This window comes from Serratia sp. CY33525, from assembly GCF_052169115.1.
In the GTDB taxonomy this organism is placed as follows: Bacteria; Pseudomonadota; Gammaproteobacteria; order Enterobacterales; family Enterobacteriaceae; genus Serratia; species Serratia sarumanii.
In genome coordinates, this window is record NZ_JBJNLK010000001.1 from 205,915 (window position 1) to 227,657 (window position 21,743).

At 56.9% G+C, this 21,743-nt stretch carries 31 protein-coding genes and 1 riboswitch; of the genes, 13 read left to right on the forward strand and 18 right to left on the reverse strand.

The annotated features are described in order from the left end of the window. The first annotated feature begins 11 nt into the window (after window positions 1–11). The 5 genes from manX to mntP all read left to right on the forward strand — a co-directional run bounded on the left by manX (window position 12) and on the right by mntP (window position 4,182). The gene (gene manX / locus ACJ8IM_RS00975; protein ID WP_033654424.1) at window positions 12–971 is read left to right on the forward strand and encodes a PTS mannose transporter subunit IIAB; all 960 of its coding nucleotides are present in this window, start codon (window positions 12–14) and stop codon (window positions 969–971) included. 56 nt (window positions 972–1,027) lie between these two features. Further along, window positions 1,028–1,828: a PTS mannose/fructose/sorbose transporter subunit IIC gene (locus tag ACJ8IM_RS00980; RefSeq protein WP_033634888.1), complete on the forward strand. Its 801-nt coding sequence runs from the start codon at window positions 1,028–1,030 to the stop codon at window positions 1,826–1,828. Window positions 1,829–1,843: 15 nt separating this feature from the next. Then, window positions 1,844–2,686, forward strand: coding sequence for a PTS mannose transporter subunit IID (locus tag ACJ8IM_RS00985; protein ID WP_033634889.1), 843 nt, complete (start codon window positions 1,844–1,846; stop codon window positions 2,684–2,686). Window positions 2,687–2,740: 54 nt separating this feature from the next. After that, window positions 2,741–3,199 carry a DUF986 family protein gene (locus ACJ8IM_RS00990; protein ID WP_033647681.1) on the forward strand — a complete coding sequence of 153 codons (459 nt, stop codon included), beginning with the start codon at window positions 2,741–2,743 and terminating at the stop codon, window positions 3,197–3,199. Between the two features lie 218 nt (window positions 3,200–3,417). Beyond that, window positions 3,418–3,601, forward strand: a riboswitch (yybP-ykoY riboswitch). Window positions 3,602–3,612: 11 nt separating this feature from the next. Next, window positions 3,613–4,182, forward strand: coding sequence for a manganese efflux pump MntP (gene mntP / locus ACJ8IM_RS00995; protein ID WP_033647683.1), 570 nt, complete (start codon window positions 3,613–3,615; stop codon window positions 4,180–4,182). Window positions 4,183–4,246: 64 nt separating this feature from the next. Here the strand turns inward: mntP and rlmA are convergent, their stop codons facing one another. Beyond that, on the reverse strand, window positions 4,247–5,065 hold the full coding sequence (rlmA, locus tag ACJ8IM_RS01000; protein WP_079656563.1) for a 23S rRNA (guanine(745)-N(1))-methyltransferase: 819 nt from the start codon (window positions 5,063–5,065) through the stop codon (window positions 4,247–4,249). A 161-nt stretch (window positions 5,066–5,226) separates the two neighbouring features. On the opposite strand from rlmA, the gene pgeF reads away from it, so the two are divergent. Beyond that, window positions 5,227–5,943, forward strand: a complete 717-nt coding sequence (pgeF, locus tag ACJ8IM_RS01005) for a peptidoglycan editing factor PgeF (protein WP_033634893.1) — start codon at window positions 5,227–5,229, stop codon at window positions 5,941–5,943. 52 nt (window positions 5,944–5,995) lie between these two features. Here pgeF and cspE read toward each other — a convergent pair whose 3' ends face one another. The 3 genes from cspE to ACJ8IM_RS01020 form a co-directional block, all read right to left on the reverse strand. Continuing rightward, entirely contained in the window at window positions 5,996–6,205 is a 210-nt protein-coding gene (gene cspE, locus ACJ8IM_RS01010) for a transcription antiterminator/RNA stability regulator CspE (protein WP_002221949.1), read from the reverse strand. A gap of 41 nt (window positions 6,206–6,246) precedes the next feature. Beyond that, the gene (locus tag ACJ8IM_RS01015; protein WP_002211058.1) at window positions 6,247–6,363 is read right to left on the reverse strand and encodes a DUF2627 domain-containing protein; all 117 of its coding nucleotides are present in this window, start codon (window positions 6,361–6,363) and stop codon (window positions 6,247–6,249) included. Between the two features lie 682 nt (window positions 6,364–7,045). Next, window positions 7,046–8,080, reverse strand: a complete 1,035-nt coding sequence (locus tag ACJ8IM_RS01020; RefSeq protein WP_033634894.1) for an MBL fold metallo-hydrolase — start codon at window positions 8,078–8,080, stop codon at window positions 7,046–7,048. Window positions 8,081–8,300: 220 nt separating this feature from the next. On the opposite strand from ACJ8IM_RS01020, the gene ACJ8IM_RS01025 reads away from it, so the two are divergent. Beyond that, window positions 8,301–8,591 (forward strand): hypothetical protein, encoded by a 291-nt coding sequence (locus ACJ8IM_RS01025; RefSeq protein ID WP_033647690.1) that lies wholly within the window; start codon window positions 8,301–8,303, stop codon window positions 8,589–8,591. 46 nt (window positions 8,592–8,637) lie between these two features. Here the strand turns inward: ACJ8IM_RS01025 and ACJ8IM_RS01030 are convergent, their stop codons facing one another. The 3 genes from ACJ8IM_RS01030 to ACJ8IM_RS01040 form a co-directional block, all read right to left on the reverse strand. Further along, on the reverse strand, window positions 8,638–9,999 hold the full coding sequence (locus ACJ8IM_RS01030; protein ID WP_033634896.1) for an amino acid permease: 1,362 nt from the start codon (window positions 9,997–9,999) through the stop codon (window positions 8,638–8,640). 175 nt (window positions 10,000–10,174) lie between these two features. Continuing rightward, on the reverse strand, window positions 10,175–10,411 hold the full coding sequence (locus ACJ8IM_RS01035; protein ID WP_025303167.1) for a DUF4060 family protein: 237 nt from the start codon (window positions 10,409–10,411) through the stop codon (window positions 10,175–10,177). A 74-nt stretch (window positions 10,412–10,485) separates the two neighbouring features. Beyond that, a complete protein-coding gene (locus tag ACJ8IM_RS01040) occupies window positions 10,486–10,788 on the reverse strand; it encodes a phage protein NinX family protein (RefSeq protein WP_004927682.1) in 303 nt (100 codons plus the stop codon). Window positions 10,789–10,958: 170 nt separating this feature from the next. Here ACJ8IM_RS01040 and fos point away from each other — a divergent pair, with 170 nt between their 5' ends. Beyond that, window positions 10,959–11,366: a fosfomycin resistance glutathione transferase gene (fos, locus tag ACJ8IM_RS01045; RefSeq protein WP_060430415.1), complete on the forward strand. Its 408-nt coding sequence runs from the start codon at window positions 10,959–10,961 to the stop codon at window positions 11,364–11,366. A 36-nt stretch (window positions 11,367–11,402) separates the two neighbouring features. Here fos and ACJ8IM_RS01050 read toward each other — a convergent pair whose 3' ends face one another. Together ACJ8IM_RS01050 and ACJ8IM_RS01055 are read right to left on the reverse strand one after the other, a co-directional pair. Further along, window positions 11,403–11,678: a YebO family protein gene (locus ACJ8IM_RS01050; protein ID WP_033647694.1), complete on the reverse strand. Its 276-nt coding sequence runs from the start codon at window positions 11,676–11,678 to the stop codon at window positions 11,403–11,405. Window positions 11,679–11,759: 81 nt separating this feature from the next. Beyond that, window positions 11,760–11,918 (reverse strand): PhoP/PhoQ regulator MgrB, encoded by a 159-nt coding sequence (locus tag ACJ8IM_RS01055; RefSeq protein ID WP_004927688.1) that lies wholly within the window; start codon window positions 11,916–11,918, stop codon window positions 11,760–11,762. Window positions 11,919–12,079: 161 nt separating this feature from the next. Here ACJ8IM_RS01055 and ACJ8IM_RS01060 point away from each other — a divergent pair, with 161 nt between their 5' ends. Next, on the forward strand, window positions 12,080–12,313 hold the full coding sequence (locus ACJ8IM_RS01060; protein ID WP_004927690.1) for a YobH family protein: 234 nt from the start codon (window positions 12,080–12,082) through the stop codon (window positions 12,311–12,313). 40 nt (window positions 12,314–12,353) lie between these two features. Here the strand turns inward: ACJ8IM_RS01060 and ACJ8IM_RS01065 are convergent, their stop codons facing one another. Further along, window positions 12,354–12,593 (reverse strand): DUF2766 family protein, encoded by a 240-nt coding sequence (locus ACJ8IM_RS01065; protein WP_004927692.1) that lies wholly within the window; start codon window positions 12,591–12,593, stop codon window positions 12,354–12,356. Between the two features lie 184 nt (window positions 12,594–12,777). On the opposite strand from ACJ8IM_RS01065, the gene ACJ8IM_RS01070 reads away from it, so the two are divergent. Together ACJ8IM_RS01070 and ACJ8IM_RS01075 are read left to right on the forward strand one after the other, a co-directional pair. Next, on the forward strand, window positions 12,778–12,990 hold the full coding sequence (locus ACJ8IM_RS01070) for a YccJ family protein (RefSeq protein WP_004927694.1): 213 nt from the start codon (window positions 12,778–12,780) through the stop codon (window positions 12,988–12,990). A 447-nt stretch (window positions 12,991–13,437) separates the two neighbouring features. Beyond that, window positions 13,438–13,824 (forward strand): helix-turn-helix domain-containing protein, encoded by a 387-nt coding sequence (locus ACJ8IM_RS01075; protein ID WP_004927697.1) that lies wholly within the window; start codon window positions 13,438–13,440, stop codon window positions 13,822–13,824. Between the two features lie 21 nt (window positions 13,825–13,845). Here the strand turns inward: ACJ8IM_RS01075 and ACJ8IM_RS01080 are convergent, their stop codons facing one another. From ACJ8IM_RS01080 to lysM, 5 genes are all read right to left on the reverse strand, one after another. Further along, window positions 13,846–14,199, reverse strand: a complete 354-nt coding sequence (locus ACJ8IM_RS01080; protein ID WP_033654431.1) for a DUF1304 domain-containing protein — start codon at window positions 14,197–14,199, stop codon at window positions 13,846–13,848. Between the two features lie 427 nt (window positions 14,200–14,626). Continuing rightward, window positions 14,627–15,568 carry a pirin family protein gene (locus tag ACJ8IM_RS01085; protein WP_033654432.1) on the reverse strand — a complete coding sequence of 314 codons (942 nt, stop codon included), beginning with the start codon at window positions 15,566–15,568 and terminating at the stop codon, window positions 14,627–14,629. A 104-nt stretch (window positions 15,569–15,672) separates the two neighbouring features. After that, window positions 15,673–15,837, reverse strand: coding sequence for a hypothetical protein (locus ACJ8IM_RS01090; protein WP_162846224.1), 165 nt, complete (start codon window positions 15,835–15,837; stop codon window positions 15,673–15,675). A 23-nt stretch (window positions 15,838–15,860) separates the two neighbouring features. Then, entirely contained in the window at window positions 15,861–16,001 is a 141-nt protein-coding gene (locus ACJ8IM_RS01095; RefSeq protein ID WP_162846225.1) for a hypothetical protein, read from the reverse strand. Window positions 16,002–16,279: 278 nt separating this feature from the next. Beyond that, window positions 16,280–16,726 carry a peptidoglycan-binding protein LysM gene (gene lysM / locus ACJ8IM_RS01100; RefSeq protein WP_033634902.1) on the reverse strand — a complete coding sequence of 149 codons (447 nt, stop codon included), beginning with the start codon at window positions 16,724–16,726 and terminating at the stop codon, window positions 16,280–16,282. A gap of 228 nt (window positions 16,727–16,954) precedes the next feature. On the opposite strand from lysM, the gene ACJ8IM_RS01105 reads away from it, so the two are divergent. Together ACJ8IM_RS01105 and ACJ8IM_RS01110 are read left to right on the forward strand one after the other, a co-directional pair. Next, the gene (locus tag ACJ8IM_RS01105) at window positions 16,955–17,146 is read left to right on the forward strand and encodes a YebW family protein (protein WP_004934567.1); all 192 of its coding nucleotides are present in this window, start codon (window positions 16,955–16,957) and stop codon (window positions 17,144–17,146) included. 123 nt (window positions 17,147–17,269) lie between these two features. After that, complete coding sequence (locus ACJ8IM_RS01110; protein WP_033654433.1) at window positions 17,270–17,494, forward strand: biofilm development regulator YmgB/AriR family protein; 225 nt, start codon at window positions 17,270–17,272, stop codon at window positions 17,492–17,494. Window positions 17,495–17,736: 242 nt separating this feature from the next. On the opposite strand, the gene ompC is transcribed toward ACJ8IM_RS01110, so the two are convergent. From ompC to astB, 3 genes are all read right to left on the reverse strand, one after another. After that, a complete protein-coding gene (gene ompC, locus ACJ8IM_RS01115) occupies window positions 17,737–18,819 on the reverse strand; it encodes a porin OmpC (protein WP_033634904.1) in 1,083 nt (360 codons plus the stop codon). A gap of 567 nt (window positions 18,820–19,386) precedes the next feature. Next, window positions 19,387–20,370 carry a succinylglutamate desuccinylase gene (astE, locus tag ACJ8IM_RS01120; RefSeq protein WP_033654434.1) on the reverse strand — a complete coding sequence of 328 codons (984 nt, stop codon included), beginning with the start codon at window positions 20,368–20,370 and terminating at the stop codon, window positions 19,387–19,389. Between the two features lie 10 nt (window positions 20,371–20,380). Beyond that, window positions 20,381–21,721: an N-succinylarginine dihydrolase gene (astB, locus tag ACJ8IM_RS01125; RefSeq protein ID WP_033654435.1), complete on the reverse strand. Its 1,341-nt coding sequence runs from the start codon at window positions 21,719–21,721 to the stop codon at window positions 20,381–20,383. Window positions 21,722–21,743: the final 22 nt, after the last annotated feature.

The following is a 21,743-nucleotide window of genomic DNA, read 5'->3' on the forward strand; positions in this document are numbered from 1 at the left end:
GGAGGTAGCGAGTGGCAATAGCTATTATCATCGGCACACACGGGGCTGCAGCGGAACAACTGCTGAAAACGGCGGAGATGCTATTGGGCGAGCAGGACAACGTCGCCTTTATAGACTTCGTTCCCGGTGAGAATGCCGAGACGTTAATCGTCAAGTACAACGAAAAAATCAGTGGGTTGGATACCAGCGGCGGCGTGCTGTTCCTGGTGGATACCTGGGGCGGCAGCCCGTTCAACGCCGCCAGCCGCATTGCGGTCGACAAGGAAAACTATGAGGTCGTCACCGGGGTCAACATTCCGATGCTGGTGGAAACCTTCATGGCGCGGGACGACAACCCCGCCTTCGATGAACTGGTGGCGCTGGCGTTGGAAACCGGCCGCGAAGGCGTGAAAGCGCTGAAAAAACCGCAGGAAGAACCCGCAAAACCCGCAGCACCCGTCGCCAAAGCCGCTGCCCCTCAGGCGCCGCTGGGGCCGAATGACCACATGAAAATCGGCCTGGCGCGCATCGATGACCGCTTGATTCACGGCCAGGTCGCTACCCGCTGGACCAAAGAGACCAACGTCAGCCGCATTATCGTCGTCAGCGATGAAGTCGCCGCCGACCATGTGCGCAAAACCCTGCTGACCCAGGTCGCCCCGCCGGGCGTCACCGCCCACGTGGTGGACGTGGCGAAGGCCATCCGCGTCTGGAACAACCCGAAATACGCCAACGACCGCGTGATGCTGTTGTTTACCAACCCGACCGACGTCTTGCGTCTGGTGGAGGGCGGCGTGGATATTCAATCCGTCAATATCGGCGGCATGGCGTTCCGTCAGGGGAAAACCCAGGTGAACAACGCCGTTTCTGTCGATGAAAAAGATATCGAAGCGTTTAAGAAACTGAACGATCGCGGTATCGAGCTGGAGGTGCGCAAGGTCTCGTCCGACAGCCGGCTAAAAATGATGGACCTGATTAACAAACTCAATTAGTGGCGCCAGCCGCTGATTATTTTACTCAGAGCTTTTTTGGTCATAGGAGAAGTGCAATGGAGATCACCACTCTTCAGATTGTGCTGATATTTATCGTTGCCTGTATCGCCGGGATGGGTTCCGTCCTCGACGAGTTTCAGTTCCACCGTCCGCTGGTCGCCTGTACCCTGATCGGCTTCATTCTCGGCGATATGAAAACCGGCATCATTATCGGCGGTACGCTGGAAATGATCGCCCTGGGCTGGATGAACATCGGCGCGGCGGTCGCGCCGGATGCCGCCCTGGCGTCCATCATCTCGACCATTCTGGTCATCGCCGGCGGGCAAAGCGTCGGCGCCGGTATCGCCCTGGCCATTCCGCTGGCGGCGGCCGGCCAGGTGTTGACCATCATCGTGCGCACCCTCACCGTGGCCTTCCAGCACGCGGCGGACAGCGCGGCGGAGCGCGGCAGCCTGCGGGCCATCACCTGGATCCACATCGGCGCCCTGCTGCTGCAGGCGATGCGTATCGCCATCCCGGCGGTCATCGTCGCCATCTCGGTCGGCACCGCCGGGGTACACGCCCTGCTCAACTCGATCCCGGAAGTGGTCACCAGCGGCCTGAACATCGCCGGCGGCATGATCGTGGTGGTCGGTTACGCGATGGTGATTAACATGATGCGCGCCGGCTACCTGATGCCGTTCTTCTACCTGGGTTTCGTGACCGCCGCCTTCACCAACTTCAACCTGGTGGCGCTCGGCGTCATCGGCGTGGTGATGGCCGTGCTGTATATCCAGCTCAGCCCGAAATACAACAAGTCTCAGGTTGTCCAGGCCGGCCCGGCTAACGCGAACGATCTCGATAACGAACTCGACTAGGAATAGGTGAGAGAAATGGTTGATACAACTGCTCAAAAGAAACTCACGCCGGCCGATATTCGCGGCGTATTCCTGCGCTCGAACCTGTTCCAGGGTTCGTGGAACTTCGAACGCATGCAGGCGCTGGGTTTTTGCTTCTCGATGGTACCGGTGATCCGTCGCCTGTATCCGGAAAACAATGACGATCGCAAACAGGCGATCAAGCGCCACCTCGAGTTCTTCAACACCCACCCTTACGTGGCGGCGCCGGTGCTCGGCGTAACCATGGCGATGGAAGAGCAACGCGCGAACGGCGCGCCGATCGACGACGGCGCGATCAACGGCATCAAGGTCGGCCTGATGGGGCCGTTGGCCGGCGTCGGTGACCCGATTTTCTGGGGCACCGTGCGGCCGGTATTCGCCGCGCTCGGCGCCGGCATCGCCATGAGCGGCAGCCTGCTCGGGCCAATCCTGTTCTTCGTGCTGTTCAACCTGGTGCGCCTGCTGACCCGCTACTACGGCGTGGCCTACGGTTACCGTAAAGGGGTGGATATCGTCAACGACATGGGCGGCGGCTTCTTGCAGAAACTGACGGAAGGGGCGTCCATTCTCGGCCTGTTTGTCATGGGGGCGCTGGTCAACAAGTGGACGCACGTGAATATCCCGCTGGTGGTGTCCAAGATCACCGACCAGACCGGGCATACCAACGTGACCACGGTGCAGACCATCCTCGACCAATTGATGCCGGGCCTGGTGCCGTTGCTGCTGACCTTCGCCTGTATGTGGCTGCTGCGCAAGAAAGTCAACGCGCTGTGGATCATCATCGGCTTCTTCGTCATCGGTATCTTTGGCTATTGGATTGGCCTGCTGGGCCTGTAATCGTTCGAAACGGCCGGGGGGCAACCCCCGGCTTTTTTATGTGTGGAGCAAGAGATGTCACTGACCGACGCCGTACTGATGCTGTTTATTACCCTGCTGTTGCTGTACTCGCTGTATGACGAATTCGGCATGGATCTGCTGAAAGGCAAAACGCGCCTCAAGGTGCTGCTCAAACGCCGCCACCGCCTCGACAGCCTGATTTTCGTCGGCCTGATCGCCATTCTGATTTACCGCAATGTCACCGACAATGGTGCGGTATTAACCACCTACCTGCTTATTTCCTTGGCGCTGCTCGCTATCTATGTTTCTTATATTCGCGCTCCAAAGATGGTGTTTAAAGCGCAGGGTTTTTTCTTCGCCAATGTGTTTGTTGAATATAACCGCATTAAAGCCATGAATTTATCGGAGGACGGTATTCTGGCCATCGACCTGGAACAGCGCCGGCTGTTGGTTCAGGTGACACACCTGGACGACCTGGAGAAGATTTATCAATTTTTCGTTGATAATCAATAGATAAATAAATAACCGCTTTGTTACCGCTCAAACCTTGCGCGGCCTGTGGGTAATTAATGGGCTGCGTCACTTTCACTCTGACTATTATTTCCGCAACATTGTTACCCACGTCTACATTATATTCCCACATGAAATTAGATTAATGAAAACGAGTCTCAATTAAGCGCGAGCATCACGCCAGAATAAAGTTGTCGGTGGCGGAAATAATATGGTATGGTTGCGCCGTCATTGGGGAGTAGCCGGTTTCTGGAGAATAAAACGCCAGAAACGCCCGTATCAACATACTCGTTTCGCCGTATGAAACGTGGTGCGGGCAGCCAGGTAAGGTTGGCGAGACCATAGACACGTAACTCCGTCGTTTGGTTGGGGGTGGGTTACGTGTATATGGAGCCACCCGGCCGAGGCTATTTCACATGAACCTTTCAGCAACACTCATTCTCGCTTTCGGCATGTCCATGGATGCTTTCGCCGCTTCGATCGGCAAAGGCGCCAGCCTGCATCAACCCCGTTTCCGCGAAGCGATCCGCACCGGCCTGATCTTCGGCGTGGTCGAAGCGATCACCCCGCTCATCGGTTGGGCCATCGGCCTGTTCGCCAGCCAATACATCATGGAATGGGATCACTGGGTCGCCTTCTCGCTGCTGTTCATTCTCGGCATGCGCATGATTGTCGAAGGGGTGCGCAACAAGCCCGATGAAGAAGAGAAGGTCAAACGCCACGGTTTCTGGATCTTGGTGGCTACCGCTATCGCCACCAGCCTCGACGCCATGGCTATCGGCGTCGGCCTGGCCTTCCTGCAGGTCAATATCGTGCACACCGCCATGGCCATCGGTTGCGCCACCATGATCATGGCGACGCTGGGCATGATGATCGGCCGCTTTATCGGCCCGCTGCTGGGCAAACGCGCCGAGATCCTCGGCGGCGTGGTGCTGATAGGTATCGGCGTCAACATTCTGCTGGAGCATCTCGGCTACCTGGCCTGAGGCGCTCGCGCTACAAAAAAACCTGCCGCGGCAGGTTTTTTTGTTTCTGGGCTCACTGCGCCTGTTAAGCACGGCGCCGGTACAACGCCAGCACGAAATCCGTTTCGCACTCAAACTCGCCGCCGTGCGCCAGCCTCTGCTGCACCTCCGGCGTAGCGCGCCAGGCGAACGGCGTCATCTGCAGCAGGTTGGCGGCCTGTGCGCCCGGCAAGGTCATCGTATAGGCCAATGCCTCTTTACGCTCGCACTCGAATCCGTCGAACTGTTCGTCCTGTTCGGCATGCAGCTGCGCCTGCTGGTACACCTGCTCTTTCAGTTGGTACAGATGACGCGGGCCCGGCGAAACCGTCACCACCACGCCGCCCGGCTTCACCACTCGCGCCAGCTCCTCTGCCTTGCAAGGCGCATAGATGCGCAACACCGCATCCAGCGCCCCGTCGGCGAACGGCAGGCGATGGCTGGAGGCGACGCAGAACGAGACCGCGGGATAACGCTTGGCAGCGTAGCGGATCGCCACCTTGGCGACGTCCAGCCCATAAACCGCCATATTGCGCTGCTGCGCCAGCCGTGCGGCCACGGCGGCGGTGTAATACCCTTCCCCACAGCCTATATCCAATAACGCGCCTGCATCGGCCGCCAGTGCCAAATCCAGCCACTCTGCCACCTGCTGTTGCAGCGGCTGATAAAAACCGCCGTCGAGAAACGCGCGCCGCGCCTGCATCATTTCCGCGCTGTCTCCCGGCTGCTTCGATCGCTTGTGCTGTACCGGCAGCAGATTGACGTAGCCTTCTTTGGCTTGATCGAACTGATGATTGCCGTCGCAACGCCAGTGTTGCGATGAAAAATGCAGCGGTTGATGACACAGAGGGCATTGATAAGACATGAATGGGCTTCCAGAAAGACAGGGCGCGGCTAGTCTAAAGAAGGCGTCGGCTCGATGCAAGGCGCATCCCCGCTCGCTTTCGCCGCCAACAACACCTGGTCAAGCGGGGAAAAAGCTGGCTACACTGAGAGTCTGTTTTCTCACGCAGGTGAAAATAACTTATGAGCGATCGTTCCGCGCTGCTCGATGCGGTGCCCCACATTCAGCACGGCTTCGGCAGCAAACTCGCGCTGCTGCCGGGGCATCTGCTGCCCTACAGCGCCACGCTGCCGGAAAAGAAGCAGGTGCACGGCACCCGTATCGTCGAGGTGCTGCAACCGGCGCAGGCGTGCGGTGAAGCCGACGGCTTCTACACCCGCCAGCCCGGCATTCTGCTCGGCGTGCTGACGGCGGACTGTCTGCCGGTGCTGTTCAGCCGCCGCGACGGCGGCGCCATCGCCGCGGTTCATGCCGGCTGGCGCGGGTTGCTGGACGGCATTCTGGAACAGATGGCAGCGCGCATTCGCCAGGACGGCGACACCGCCGACTGGGTGGTCTCTATCGGCCCCGCCGCCGGCGCGTGCTGCTACGAAGTCGACGAAGCGCTGGTGGAGAATTTTAAACAGCGCCTGCCGCTGCCCGCCACGCTGATCAGCCCGCATTATCGGCATCTGGATTTGGCCGCGATTGCCGAACACAAGCTGGCGGCGCTGGGCTTCGCCGCCGTTGACCGCGCCGGCAGTTGCACCATCTGCACGCCGGACGTCGACCCGCAGCGGCCGCAGCGCTTCAAGTACACCAGCTATCGCCGCAACAGCCATCGGCGCGCGCAGGATCCGACGCATCCGGGGATCAAAGGCCGCAACCAGTATGCCGGCATCATCATCGCCGCCGGATGACGGAAACGAAAAAGCCCGCGCGGAGGCGGGCTTTTTGTACAGCTGACGCTGATTAGATAGCAGTAACGTTTACTGCAGATGGGCCTTTCTGGCCATCTTGGATTTCGAACTCAACGTTCTGGCCTTCAGCCAGGGTTTTGAAGCCGTTACCCTGGATTGCAGAGAAGTGTACGAACACGTCTTTGCTGCCGTCAGCCGGGGTGATGAAACCGAAACCTTTAGACTCGTTGAACCACTTAACTTGACCTTTGATCTTTGCCATCTTGAGTATTTCCTTTGGATTGTTTAAACCGCCCGAGGGCGTTACATAGACAAACTAGAGTCGTTACTGCTTGAGGCACTAAGATAAGGATCGGCAGAGAAGCGGTATTCAACGCTAACGTCTTTACTCAGAACTTCTTTACTGAAAATGCCACACATATACAGAACTGTACCTCGTTTTACCCAGATGCGTTATCACATACTCTGTATGCGATGGCAAGCCATTTTTAATCACTGAACGACATGTCGCACATATTTGAAACGGTCGAGCGCCGCATTTGCTTAAATAGCCCAAAAGATGTTGAAGCATCGGCTATTTTCTGCTTGCCAAAATCACTGCGCCAGACCCCGCATTCTGATAGCGTTTTAACAAAACTTTCATCGTTTTGACGCCTCTCCCTCTCGGCACTTTCGCTTTTTTGCCGCTTATAGCGTTAAAAAATTTGAATCTTTATGGAATGTCATATGCAACATTTGAATATCGATGAACGGGGGCCAATTTATTCAATGCTGCTCCGACCCTTTAGCGCCGGAAAGCGCAGTCATCGTCGGTTTTCAACCCTGCCGCCACAGGGTGAGAACCCCATCGCGTCGGAAGGCGCAAGTGAAGCGGGTACCGCGGGCAACGGTTGCATAAGCATGCAACCTCCAGACGCCTCTCCCGCTGGCCGGTTGTTTCATCCTAAATAATCCGAAAGCCACGAGTCTGAATAACCGGAATAATCTTATGAATAGCGAAAGTGTGGCATGGAATTAAATCTTGAAGATCGGGTGGTTATTTGAATCACCACCCGTGCTTATCGATTCTGCTAATTACCGCCACGCTTTCAAACCGTTGATCTTATTCTTTCCCCGGCACCGCAGGGCGAAGAGAGAACGCTTGCTGCGAGTCCTGCAACGCGATCCGCTCGCCAATCTTCAACGGGTGGAATTGATGCTGATCCAGCCCCGCCTCGCTCAGCGCCAGGTTCAACTGCTGCGGCGGCTCGTCGAGCGATTCGTCCGCCAATTCGAATACCCCCCAATGGATGGGAATGGCGCGCGGCTGATTCAGCTCGCGATATAGCGTCACCGACTGCTGCGGATCCATATGCTGCTCCTGCATGAACCAGCGCGGCGCATAGGCGCCAATCGGCAGCGCCGCCACGTCGAACGGCCCCAGCCGTTGACCGATCTCCGCCAGCCGTTCCGAATAGCCGCTGTCGCCGGAAAAATAAAACCGCAGCGCCGGATGGTGGATCACCCAGCCGCACCACAACGAGCGATTGCGATCCCACAGCGTGCGCATGCTCCAATGCCGCGCCGGCGTGGCGTAGACCGTCAGTTCGCCCAGCGACAGGCTCTGCCACCAGTCCAGTTCATGCACCTTCAGCCGATAGCGGCGAAACCAGCGCTTCAATCCGAGCGGCACGATAAACTCGGCCTGTGGAAAGCGCCGCGCCAGCTGCCGCACCGTGCGCCTGTCGAGATGATCATAATGATTATGGGAGATCAGCACCGCATCCACCGCCGGCAGTTGCCCCACCGTCAGAGGCGTCGGCGTTCTGCGCTTCGGGCCGTAGAAGCTCAGCGGCGATGCGCGTTCAGACAACACCGGGTCGATCAGGATATAGCGCCCGCCCAGCCGCAGCAGCATTGACGCATGCCCAAGCCACCAAATGCTGTCATCGCCACCGCTGAGATCGGCGGGTTGCCACCAACGCTCGGTAAATTGCGCGTAGCCCTGCTGCGGCGGCCTGGGCAGCCCCTGCCGCTTGCGTTCATCCTGCCAACGCTGCAGGTCGCCCTCCTGGCGCTGCGAGGGTTCCGGGTTGCGAAATCCCTCCGGCGTGTGATGCGCCTTGGCCGCGTCGTAATAACGGTTGATTCTCTTCATCCTGCCTTTTCTCCCGACCACTGCGCCCTGCACGGGCATGACTTTCAGTGTAACAAACCCGATGAAGCTCGCACTTTGTCAGCCGTGCGCTGCATCTCGGGACCTTTTGCCGTATGCTGTTGTCTCACTCCGGTGAGACAGCCAGGGCCGCCAAGAGCCCGTTAAGACTCTCTTAAGATCTTTGTGATTGACTTGTAGGGCATACAGAAAAGGAGAAGTTATGAGTCGTTCTACATCCCGCAAATCAGGCATCGGCCTGGGGCGCCGTATTCGCAGCGCGCTGCTGGCGCAGAAGCAATACTGGAAAATGTATTTCGCCATGAAGCTGCGCCGTCTGCGCGTACCTGCCCCGCTGGTGGTGCTGGGCGGTTCGCTGCTCGGATTCTTCATGCTGACCCTGCTGATGCTCAGCGTGGTCGCCATCGACGTGATCAGCACCCTGCTGCTGCTGTGTCGGAAACTGCTGGGGCGGGGGCATAGTGAGGGGCGCGCCTTTATGCCGCGCGGCTAACGAGAAAAGAAGCGGAGGCGCGCAATACGCCTCCGCAGCATACCGATTAACGCTTGGCGCCTTTACGGCGCGTCAGCATAAACCCGCACCACAGCACCGCAATCCACACCGGCATCAGCAACACCGAAATGCGGATCCCTTCGCTGAAATACATAATCACCAGAATCAGGCTGAGGAACGCCAGGCACAGGTAGTTGCCGAACGGGTACCACAGCGCCTTAAAGCTGGGAATGACGCCCTGGCGGTTCTTGGCGGCGCGGAATTTCAGGTGCGCCAGGCAGATCATCACCCAGTTGATCACCAACGTTGAAACCACCAGCGCCATCAGCAGCTCAAACGCCTTGCCGGGCATCAGGTAGTTAATCAGCACGCCGATCGAGGTAATCAACGCCGATAGCGCAATGGACAGCACCGGCACGCCGCGCTTGTTAACCCGCGTCAGCGCCTGCGGCGCATTGCCCTGGCTGGCCAGCCCGAACAACATGCGGCTGTTGGCATAAACGCCGCTGTTGTAGACCGACAGCGCGGCGGTCAGCACCACCACGTTGAGCACGGTCGCCACCAGATTGCTGTTCAGCGCATGGAAAATCAGCACGAACGGGCTGCCCCCCTCCACCACTTGCCCCCACGGATAGAGCGACAGCAGCACGGTCAGCGAGCCGATATAGAAGATCAAAATGCGGTACACCACCTGATTGGTGGCTTTGGGAATGCTGCGGCGCGGATCGGCGGCTTCCGCCGCGGTGATGCCGACCATTTCCAGGCCGCCGAACGAGAACATGATCACCGCCATCGCCATCACCAGCCCGGAGAAGCCGTGCGGCATAAAGCCGCCCTGCTGCCACAGGTTGGTGATGCTGGCCTGCGGGCCGCCGTTGCCGCTGACCAACAGCCAGGCGCCGAACACGATCATGCCGACAATCGCCACCACTTTGATGATGGCGAACCAGAATTCGGTTTCGCCGTACAGGCGCACGTTCACCAGGTTAATCAGGTTGATCAGCACGAAAAACAGCGCGGCGGAGGCCCAGGTGGGGATCTCCGGCCACCAGTACTGAATGTAGATGCCGACAGCGGTCAGTTCCGCCATGCCGACCAGAATGAACATCGCCCAATAGTTCCAGCCGGAAAGAAAGCCGGCGAAGTCGCCCCAATATTTATAGGCAAAGTGGCTGAACGATCCGGCGACCGGCTCCTCCACCACCATTTCGCCCAGCTGGCGCATGATTAAAAACGCGATAAAACCACCGATGGCGTAACCCAACAGCACGGCGGGGCCGGCCATTTTAATGGTTTGCGCAATGCCGAGAAATAAACCGGTACCGATGGCGCCCCCGAGGGCAATAAGCTGTATATGTCTGTTTTTTAAGCCGCGTTTTAGCGGAGTATCCTGATGCTGACCGCCCATCTTATCCTCATATGGCGTACACCCTTGCCGCTATCGGCCAAGATTTCACCAATCAATAAATGTATCTGCGGGCGGCTTTTTAACACTTAACCCCGTGAGCATCAAGGAGAAGCGCCCCGAGACGGCGGGCCGGAGCGCGATTTTTTAACCGTGAGAAAGCATGCAACGGTGGCATTCAGCCAGGCATACCGCACAGTTTGGTCAGGTTACGCGCGCCGATCATCAGCGTGGCGACATAGGATTGGCGACGCGTGACCACTTCCACCGCCACGCGATCGTTTTGATATTTTATCAGGTAGGTCGAGGGCCAGCCCTGACGGCGCTGGCCGAAGCTTTCGGCATGACGATCGATCGCCGCATGGGCAATCACCAGATGAGACAAGTTTTTATCACCTTTGATAATGCGCTTCATAAACAGCCTCCGCCAACGACAGCTCTGTTATTAGAAAAAGGAGAAACTCTTACCAATCACCGGTATTGTTCGACTCAGTTAGCCTGTCGGCTCATCAGGAAGCAGATCATCGCCGCGCGCAGCGGGCTGGCGCTGTCCGCCTGCCATTCACCGCCCTGGGTGCTCATGCGCGCCTGCCATTGCGGGCTGTCGCTTTGGTTATCGGGGTTCAGACTGATTTTGTTGGCGCAAATGATCGGCCAGGCATCGGAGGGATTCTTGCAGTAATCTTTACCTTTCACACCACCGTAGGGATACCACTTGTCCGGGTTCTCTCCGGTCAGCAGCGCGATGCTGCGGTTCACTTCGGCATCGCTTTCTTCGTACCATTTAATCATCGGCTTCATCCATCTTTCGTAAGGTTCGCGCTACATTACGATGTCTGTACGACAGTTTTATGACAGCGCCGCCGGTTTTCACATTATCTCTACTAATGCTTTGCCCCCTTTATCTTTCCTGAGCGCCTGCGTACACTTTTCTCTCTGTTCTGCGCCCAGGAAACGCATGCATGTTGACCGGCCTCAACCATCTGACGCTTGCCGTCAGCGATCTCGATCGCAGCTTCGATTTTTATCGTCATCTGTTGGGTTTTACCCCGCACGCCCGCTGGCAAGGCGGCGCCTATCTTTCGTTGGGGCCGTTGTGGCTATGCCTGTCGCTGGATGAAAAGCGCACGCAACAACACGAGCGCGATTACACCCATTACGCCTTCAGCGTAGCGCCGGAACACATTGAACAGGCCAGTCAGCGGTTGCGCCAGGCCGGCGTCAAAGAGTGGAAAAGCAATCGCAGCGAAGGCGAATCGCTCTATTTTCTCGATCCTGACGGGCATCAATTGGAGATCCATGCCGGCGATTTGGCCAGCCGCCTGGCGGCATGCCGGGAAAAACCTTATCAGGGCATGGTGTTTTACTGAGGCGCCCCGGCGGCAGTGCCAGCCGGAGCATCATGCTCAACGTTCGGGGATAAAACCTTTGAAATCCAGCGCGGGGCTGAGATCGTCGTCGTCAGCAGCAGCGCCGTCAGTGCCAGCGCGGTGCGCCATACGCTTCAACAGCGCCGTTTGCTGACGCTGTTGCTCGGCAATCTCTTGCAGCAGGCGAATCTGCTCGTTGGCGCGCACGCTGGCGCGGTTCACCAGGAACCAAACCCACAGCCCGGCCAGCAACGCCACGGCGGCGAGGGCCAGCGACAACAGGCCGTTCTGGCCAAAACCTAAATCGTACATGGAAAACCCTATCTACTGCGACATTCAGGCCGCCATCTTAACACTCGCGGCGGCCGTGCGAACATCCCTGCCGAAAATTGCTTACCAGGGCACGAAGCGGGTCACCGAACAGATGCCCAACGCAAAATTTCCACCATCGTCGCAATAGCTGTCCAGCGCCAGCAGGTAGAAAAACAGGCAGGCAGCGACGGCCGTCATTATCACGAGGATTTTTTTTCGCAACAAATTTAGCAGCCTCATTGTTATCTGGGTAATCTATCGCGCATGTTATCACAGCGAAGTTAAACGAAGTTTAACTTTTCGTTTAGATTTCTGGCTATCGCCCGGTTTTCAGACTGTTACCCTTGCCCTCGCATGCGCGCCGTGGCTAGATGCTCCCTCAGGGACAACGAGGAAATGCGATGAGTAAATTGATTAAGTGGGTACTGGTGTTGGCGGTCATTTACGGCGGCTTTTTGATCTCGGGTTACGGCGTGCTGATCGGCAGCAACAAAAACGTTGGCGGGTTGGGATTGCAGTGCAAATACCTGACGGCGCGTAACGTGGCGATCGCCCAGTACGTAAATGGCGACAACGGTTTCATCGGCGTAGCCGACTGCCCGCTGTTCAAGAAAATCGAAACGGTGGTGGATTAACCGCCACCGCCCGACGCCGCCGCTCTGCGGCGGCCCCGCCTCAGTTGCGGGTAAACTTCATCTCGATCAGCGCAATCGCCTTGTCAATCGCTCGGCGGGTCACCGGATCGGCGCCAGCAGGGTGCGTGGAGAAATCGATGCTTTTGAGCTGACCCGCCATCTTGTCGCGCACTTCGGTCGGCGCAATCACGTCGATAACGTCCAGAATCTGTTTGATGACCAGTTGGCAAGCGACCAGATCGGAAGCCAATTCCTGCTCGTTGCTCAGCATGTCAGACATAATAACTTTCCTTCTTGATTCAAACGCCGCACAGAATAGCATGGCGTCCGCGCCATTGCCCGCTCTCCCCGTCTTTTTCCCCCTTCTGCGCACCGCCGGGCAAAAGCCCGCGGCGGATTAGCCTATACTTGCAGCATGACGGTGGCAAAAACCACCCCCAAGCCACAACCAACAGGAGAAAGTTATGGCGAATCACAATGTGAAATCCTGGGCGACAGTGCGTGAAACTTCGGTGGAGATCGCCGAAGCCATTTTTGAACTGGCAGGGAACGACGAAGTGTTGGCGCAGAAAATCTGGGAAGAAGGCAGCGACGAAGCGCTGGAGAAAGCCTTTGCCAAAACCACCGCCGACCAGCTTTATTGGGGAGAGGAAACCGTCGAGCGGAAAAACGTTTGAGCGCCTGCGCAACAAAAAGCCCGGGTTTCTGACCCAGGCTTTCCCGATTGGCGTTCGCCCCGCTCAGCGGCGTGCAATATCTCTTGCTCTCACGGTTCTTCACCTCCCACACCTTCCGCGTTTTTCATGCTCATCACCGGCATCGCCATAAAAGCGCCGACGCCCACGATTACAACCAGAGTAATAATCACTGTCATTAACATGCGATCACCCCATCAACGTTGAGTTGTTACGGCTGACTCTGTTTTGGCGGTTACTTGCTGCGGCCTTCTTTGCGTCCCCCACCGAGGCGGTGACCGTCTCAGATTAGCCGTTTTTCCTTTCGGCTGACAAGCGGCGGTTACGCGGTTTTTCCGAATAATTGCCGCCCGACACCGGCGGCGTTTTTGTCCACGGCGGCAAGTTGTGTATACTTCACCGCTATGTAGGTCTCACACTGACGCACTGATGATACAAGAACACCACCTCTCATTGGTCTGCGCCCTCAGCAAATGGGTCGAAACTCACCTCGGACGAGTGATCCATCTCGAAGAGCTGGCCGAGTACTCCGGCTACTCGCTGTGGCACATGCAGAAGCTGTTCAAAGAAGCGACGGGAATTTCGCTCGGCAAATACATTCGCGAACGCCGTCTGGCCGGCGCGGTCTACCAACTGCGCAGCAGTGAAGCGTCGATCTTCGATATTGCCCTGGACTTTGGCTTCGGTTCACAGTCTCACTTCACGTACATGTTCAGAAAGCGTTTTAATATCACGCCCTATGATTTCCGCCAGGATTTGAGCGTCGATCTGCATATCGATCCGCCGCTGCACGTCATTCACCAAAAATCCGCCTGAAGCCCGCCGCAAACCGGCGGGTTAACGCGCCGCCCATGCAGCCAGTATCGCGATCGCGGCCGGCAGCGCCTGCACCCACAGAATTTTGCGGCTGGCGGTCAGCCCGCCGAACACGCCGGCCGCCAACACGCACCCGAGAAAGAACAGCTGCAGCGCCATATCCCCACGCCAGTAGCTCCATGCCAACCCCACCGCCAGAAAGCCGTTGTACAACCCCTGATTGGCGGCCAGCACCCGGGTGGCGGCGGCGAACTCCGCCGTCGTGCCGAATGCGCGCCTGCCGAGTGGCGTACGCCACAGGAACATTTCCAGCACCAGGATATAAAGATGGAGCGCTGCGATGAGCAGCAGCAAAATATCGGCAAAGAGCTTCATGAGGATCCCGGTCGTTTATTGAAGATGTCATCAATTATAAACTCCGCCTCTCATCTTCCCATCGGCGGAGATAAAAAAACCCGCCGAGGCGGGTTTATGCAGGAGTCATTTTTTGAGGTTAGTTTAATACGGCGACCAACAATGCCGCGACAGAGACCCAAAACAGCGCCGTGGCAACCACGACATGGGACAGTCTTGCACGATAGAGTACCTGGCTCATAATGACCTCACTGACATCTGACTAACGGGAGACAACCTTACTTCCTGAGGATTATCCTAAACTTCTTCTCGCTGTCATTATATGCGCCAGATCACTTTTCCGCCGATAAACCTTATATTGTCGTAAAGCTGGAGCCGCGATCACATTAATTTCGCCTTATTAGAGCGAAATAAGCCGAATAATCGCGGCGATTATATCCTAACGCTATCAAACATCGCTCCAGGGCAGGCGTGGCGCGGTCATGCGCTCACCAGAATAACCGCTAACCGCCGGGAAGCGCGGCGCCCCTTGTTCCCAATCATGCTGAGCCCGAGTAATTTCAGCCTTGCTATGGCCAACGAAATTCCACCAGATAAGGACCTCTTCGTTTAATGGCGCCCCACCGATTAATAATCCCCGGCTGCCCTTTTGCGCATTTAACCCAATAGAGTTATTCTTCATGCCCAAATAGGCGAACTCATCAGGTGAAAAAGTTTCACCATTAAGTTCAAATGCACCAATAAGGGGCAAAAAGCCGATTTCATAATCATCGCGCAGCGGCAATTCGATCCTCGCCGCTTCCTGCCATTCCAGATCAATGGCGATTAATGGCGAAAGCGTAAACACCGGTGAACGATAAGCGCCAAATTCCCCAACCAGCAAACGGTGATTCACGCCGTTATTCTGCCATTGCGGCAAGTCAGGATAATGATCGAAGCGTGGCGCCATGTCGGCATGTTCGGCCGGCAGCGCGATCCATAATTGTGCGGCATGCAATCGCCGTTGCTCACCCACCGACTGTTCGGTATGCACAATGCCGCGCCCTGCGGTCATCAGATTAACCTGGCCTGGACGAATCACCTGCTCACTGCCGAGGCTGTCTCGGTGCAGCACCTCCCCCTCTATCATCCAGGTGAACGTTTGCAGCCCGATATGCGGATGCGGCCCCACATCCATGCCGGGCGAGGTGCCGTTGAAGACCGTCGGCCCGGCGTGATCGAGAAAACACCAGGCGCCGACGGTGCGCCGCTCCCGGGTTGGTAACGCACGGTTGATCGGGATGCCCCCCACTTCTGCGTTACGCACGGCAATACGTTGTATCTGGCGCACGCCGTCAACGACAGGGCATTCGCGTGCAGGTGAAGAGAGCGTAGGACGTGACTGACTCATCGCAAAGACCTCCTGAATGGCGCCGATTCGCCAAGGGTAACCGCCCAAGCTTAACACAGGACAGCTTCCCCACAGAGCGGCGACGCTCAGGCGCAGTTGCGCGGTCAGGACGCTTTGATATAGCAGCTCATGATGTCTATATCGTCCTGCGCGTGCCTGAGATCGGAAAAATAGGTCACGCCAAAGAGAATTGATACCACCAGCAGCACGGACACCAACAGGCCGATAATCGCCAGCAGTTTGGTCTCATCATGGAGATTAGGCTCCATTTTATCTCCCCTAGTTAATCGCGTCAGGTCACCCACAGCGTGACCGCCAGCGTAAAGATAATCAGTGAGCAGGACGCCACCGCCAACACGACGATCGCAAATTGCGCATCACCCAAGGTTTCTCGATAGTTTTTATCCGTTGAGGCGTTACGCTGTTGTTTCACTAAATCGGTTTCACTCGTTCAACTGCTGCATTGCTGTTTGACGGGGCAAAACATCCCCTCAGAATAAGGCGCCAACGTTGCCGCCTTGGTCGTTCCGGCTCAACCGGGGGATGACGCTATCAATTTTCCCCATCAGGGTCAACACCGCGCCTGCCGGCAAGCGAGCGGGTACACAGGGGAAATGTAACCGGCATCAAGATCGCAGGGAAATAAGAGACGCCTATTGCAGAGGACAAAAAAAAGCCCGGTACGCAACCGGGCTATGGCAGACCGACGCGTTATTGCGGGATACGCAACACCTGCCCAGGATAAATCTTGTCCGGGCTCGACAGCATCGGCTTGTTGGCTTCGAAAATCTTGTTGTACTGATTGGCGTTGCCGTACATCTCTTTAGAGATGGCGCTCAGCGTATCGCCCTTCTTCACGGTATAGAAGCGGCTCTCGGCGTCGGGTTGCGTCACCGCCACCTTATCCTCCACGCCGCTGATGCCCGCCACGTTGCCGACAGCCACCAGGATCTTCTCTTTTAACTCCTGGCTGACGGCGTCGCCGGTCACTACGGCTTTACCATCGATCACTTGCACATTGACTTTGTCGGTGCCCGGCAAGCCGCTCTTATCGAGATGCTCCTTGAGTTTGGCGCCTTGATCTTCGGCGGAGGCATTGCCGGTGACTGTGTCCCACAGTTTTTCGCCCGCTTCTTTGACGAAGTTAAACAAGCCCATATTCACTCCTTTTGATGGTTTCACTAATGCGTTTAAGTAAGGCTTGTTAAGCTTAGCATCGACAAAAGGATATGCCATCCGCTCACGGCGTCAGAAACGGTTAGAGTATTCCGAAAGTGTCGTCAACGGCGTTTCGGTGGCGATTAATCGCGCAATGATGCTGAAAAATCGCGCTTTTTTACCTACACTGTTGCAGACAGAGCAACTCGACGAAGGAGGCGTGCAACGATGTACGCATTGGTGATGTTTGTCTGTTATCTGGATGGTGGCTGCAGTGAAATGGTGGTCGACATATTGCGCGACGAGCCGCAATGCCTGGTCGCGATGAAGGAACAGAACTTGCGACACGCCGGCTGTTATCCCATGGAAGAGTTTATCGACGGCTTCTGGTTGCCAGCCAGCGAATATTCGGATTTTTAACGCCCTCCCCGCGCGACGCTGAGGAATTTCTGATTTCATCGGAAACTGCGTCTTCCTCCGAGGCATAAGGCCGCTGTTTTGCTAAATTGCGGCTCCCGAAGAAGAAAGAGACAGAGAAAGGTCATGCCAGCATCGGCTCACTCCAACGAGCAATATGAAACTCTGCTGCACGACGTCAGCCTGGCGTTAGGCGACGCAGTGTTGCAGTTAATCCAAAACCATAAAAAGGTCTCCGGCAGCAATATTCTTTCACAGCTGGTGAACGAAATAGAGCGTGAGCAGGATCAGCAACGTTTCGCCGCGCTGCGTTCCGCCATTGAGCTGGTCGGGCTGGCGCCCAAAGGCTGAGATCCCGATAAAACGAAGGCCGGGCTTGCGCCCCACCTGAGGTTAATGACAAGCCTGATGACATTGCCAGGTTTACCGAAAACAGCATTTAAAATAAGGGAAATCAATTCATTGATTTTCGGTTGCTCACCACAAAGAAGGAAAAACCACGCTTTTTCCGCCTTTGTCAACGAGCTAAGGCGGGGCTTGCGCCCCGCCTGATTACCAATCCCGACACAGGATGAAGGTAAGGGAATTGCAGATTAGAAGCGATACGTCAGGCTGACGGCAACAATATCATCGTTGGCCAATTTCAGTTTGTTATCGTCGCTCAGCTGGTTGATTTGGTAATCAACGTAGGTGTACATATTTTTGTTGAAGTAGTAAGTCGCCCCCACTTCCACGTATTTCACCAGGTCGGCATCACCGATCCCTTCGATATCCTTGCCTTTGGACTGCACGTAAGCCACGGAAGGACGCAGACCGTTCTCGAATTGATACTGGGCCACAACTTCGAAGTTTTGCGTTTTATTGGCGAAACCGGAAGTGCCGTTGACGCTGATCGGCGTCATGTTGCGGGTTTCGGCATACATCGCAGCCAGGTAAACCTGGTTGGCATCGTATTTCACCGCGGTGGTCCATGCGGTGGCGCTGTCACCTTTACCGTACTGCAGGGCTTTCTGAGCGCTGGTGCGGTTGGAGTCGGAGAACGCCGCCGCTACGCCGATGCCGGAACCGCCGATGTCCTGATAGTCCAGAGACAGGCCGTAACCGTCGCCGTTTTGCTTGGTCACGCTGCGGCCGTCGCCATCGTTTTTACCCTGGTACTGCACCGCCAGATTCAGGCCGTCCACCAAACCGAAGAAATCACGGTTGCGGTAGGTGGCCAAACCGTTGGAACGGGCGGTCATAAAGTTATCGGTATAGCTGTAGGAGTCGCCGCCGAACTCCGGCAGCATGTCGGTGTAAGCCTCGGCGTCATAGACCACACCATAGTTACGGCCGTAGTCGAAAGAACCGTAGTTGCCGAATTTCAGCCCCGCGAAGCCCAGACGCGTTTTGGTGCCGGTAGTGCCCTGCGCTTCGTCGTGATTGGCCTGGACGTTGTATTCCCACTGGCCGTACCCGGTCAACTGATCATTGATTTGCGTTTCGCCTTTGAAGCCCAGGCGAACATAGGTCATATCACCGTCGTTGGATTTACTGTCGCTGAAATAATGCTTGGCGTTAACACGGCCGTACAGGTCGAGTTTATTGCCATCCTTATTGTAGATTTCAGCCGCGTTGGCGAAGGAGGTGATCGCCCCGAGGGCGACAGCTAAGGCTAATACACTGCGTTTCATCATTTATTTTCCTAGATATTATAATTAGAACCCTGCCCGTCACGCCCATTTATAATTTGGGCTGTGATTTTATCTTTTGGTATTTTATGAGCACCCCTAATACGGGGGTGATGTGACATTAGCATCATGAATCAAAACTTAAAATCAAAAAGTTCATGAAACAACGAGGAGAAAGCATGTTTATTTGTAACCAAACATTACAAACCAAGCATCACGCAACCAATTGAATATATGTATATTTTGCCACATAAGTTATAACCAAAATGGTGCAACGCACCAATCTGGTGCATTTAGGTTTCGTTTTGCGTGCTTTCTGCGCGATTCAAAAGTAACAATAAAATTAGCATGGTTATTAAAAACGTTACTTATTTCACATTTTTGTCTTAACATATTCACCAGGCAATTAAGACTTTCAGCTAATCATCTGACACCGCCTTTTATTCATTCACATAAGGGAATCTCTTCAGAACGAATAAAATTCGCCTTACGGCAATTAAAATAGCGAGAAATAGCAGACTAAAATAATGAAGGGAATAACGGCGGCGCGCTGAGGGCGCCGCCGTGGATAAATCAATACAGCGTAGAACGGGAAACTTCGCTCAACAACATACCGGCACGCAGGCCCAACGCCACACCGGGGTTAGGGAACAGTATCCACGCCCCCTCCTGGCCCACGCGATACTCCTCCTGCGGCTGCTCGCACAGCAACATCCCCGGTTTCAGCTCGGTGAAGTTGGCCGTGTCATCGTCCAGGTGCAGCTTGAAATCTTCGCTGTGCTTGATCAACGAGTGCATCACACGGAAAACCCGAATCTCGGCGCCCGCACGCACCGGCGGCGGCCCTTCGCTGACCGCCGCCCGCAGCGCGCGATCGATGGCGGCGAATTGCTGCAGATCGTTACTGCCGAACGGCCGCGCCTTGCCCAACTCGAGCGTACAGCTCGCCGCATTGAGATGTTCGCTGGAGTAGTGGCTAAAGGTACCGCCCGGCGCGCTGTGCACCACCAGCGCATCCAGATCGGCGGCATCCAGCAGCTGCAACATCGGCTCGCTGTACGGGCGTTTCTGGAAGGGCAGAATGCCGAAGCGCGGCAAACGCGATTCACGGATGGCGGTGTGCAAATCGTAGTGGAAACGCGCCGCCTGCTCGCCATCGAAAAAGGCGGCGAGCGCACGCTCCAACTGCTGCGCGCGCACGGTTTCGCCGCTGGCGGCGAAGTTGCGGTAGCGGCCGCCGAACATGCGGTTCATATCGCTGTGCAGATAACGCTTGCCGGCCCGCATCGCCGCCGGGTTACCCAGCACCACCAACAGCCGCACCTTCAGCGGCAACCGGCCGGCCAGCAGATCGCCGACCAACTGATTGAGCAGTTCAATCGGCGCGGTTTCGTTGCCGTGCACGCCCGCCGACATCACCATCGCCTGGCGGTAAGGCTGCCGCGGCGTGAGCTCCAGCACCCCTTCCCCCTGCCAGCGCCAGCGCAGCTGTGGTGTTTCACCCTGCCATTCGACGGGTTCGTTCCCTTCCAGCGTCAGGGGCAGTAGATCGATCATGCCGCCTCCCTTAGCGTTGGAATGGATAGATGGAACCGAGGCCGAGGATCGACGTCAGCGAATCCAGCGCCTCGCGCCCTTCGCGCAGCAGCAGCGGATCGGCCAGGTCATCCTGCGTCAGGCGATCGCGGTAATGGCGATCCACCCATTCGTTCAGCGTCGCAAACAGCCGCTCGTTCATCATCACACGCGGATTGACCGCTCTCAATTCTTGTTCGTTGAGCGCCACCCGCAGCCGCAGGCAGGCCGGGCCGCCGCCGTTGCGCATGCTTTCGCGCAGGTCGAACACGCGGATTTCATCGATCGGGCCGCCGCTGCCGACCATGTCGTTCAGATAACGCCACACGCCGGCGTGCTGACGCGACTCTTCCGGCACCACGATCATCATCCTGCCGTTCGGTTTGGTAAGAATTTGGCTATTGAACAGGTAGGTCGCCACCGCGTCCGCCACCGAAACGCGCTCGGTCGGCACCTCGATCGCCACCAGCTCGCTGTCCAGCGACGCCATCTTGCGGCGCACTTCATCCAGCGCCTGCTGCTGGCGGTGAAACGCCTGCTGGTGGTGGAACAGTACATTTTGGTTGCTGACCGCAATCACGTCGTTATGGAACACGCCCTGATCGATCACCGCCGGGTTTTGCTGCACAAAGACCGTATGCTGCTCGTCCAGCTGATGCAGGCGAGCGATCGCCTCGCCGGCTTCGCGCGTCTGGCGCGCCGGATAACGCGCCGGCGCCGTTTCGCCGCCGAACTCCTGCCGACCGTAGACGAACACCTGCACGCTGCGCTTGGCGTAGTCGCCGCCCAAACGGTTGTGGTTGGCGGCCCCTTCGTCGCCGAACAACGCCACCTGCGGCAGCGCCTCATGGTGGGCGAAATGCCGATCGTCGCTGAACATCGCCCGCAATACGGCGGTGGTGGTTTCCGCTTCGATGGCGCGGTGGAATTTGTTGTTCAGGTTGGCGGCGGTGAAATGCACCTTGCCGTCGGCGCTGTCCGCCGAAGGCGACACGGTGGCCGCATTGGCGGTCCACATGCAAGATGCCGAGCTGAGCGCCGACAGCAGGCGCGGCGACTGGCGCATCGCCTGCGCCAGCACCGCCTCATCGCTGCCGCTGAAACCCAGGCGCCGCAGCATCGGCACATGCGGCCGCTCCTGCGGCGGCAATACCCCTTGCTGGAAACCGAGATCGGCCAGCGCCTTCATTTTCAGCAAACCTTGTTTCGCCGCCAGCTTTGGGTTAGATACGCTGTTTTGGTGCTGCGTCGAGGCCTCATTGCCGAACGACAGCCCGGCATAGTGGTGCGTCGGCCCCACCAAACCGTCGAAATTGACTTCATATCCTGACATGGCTATCCCCTGGGGATGGTCT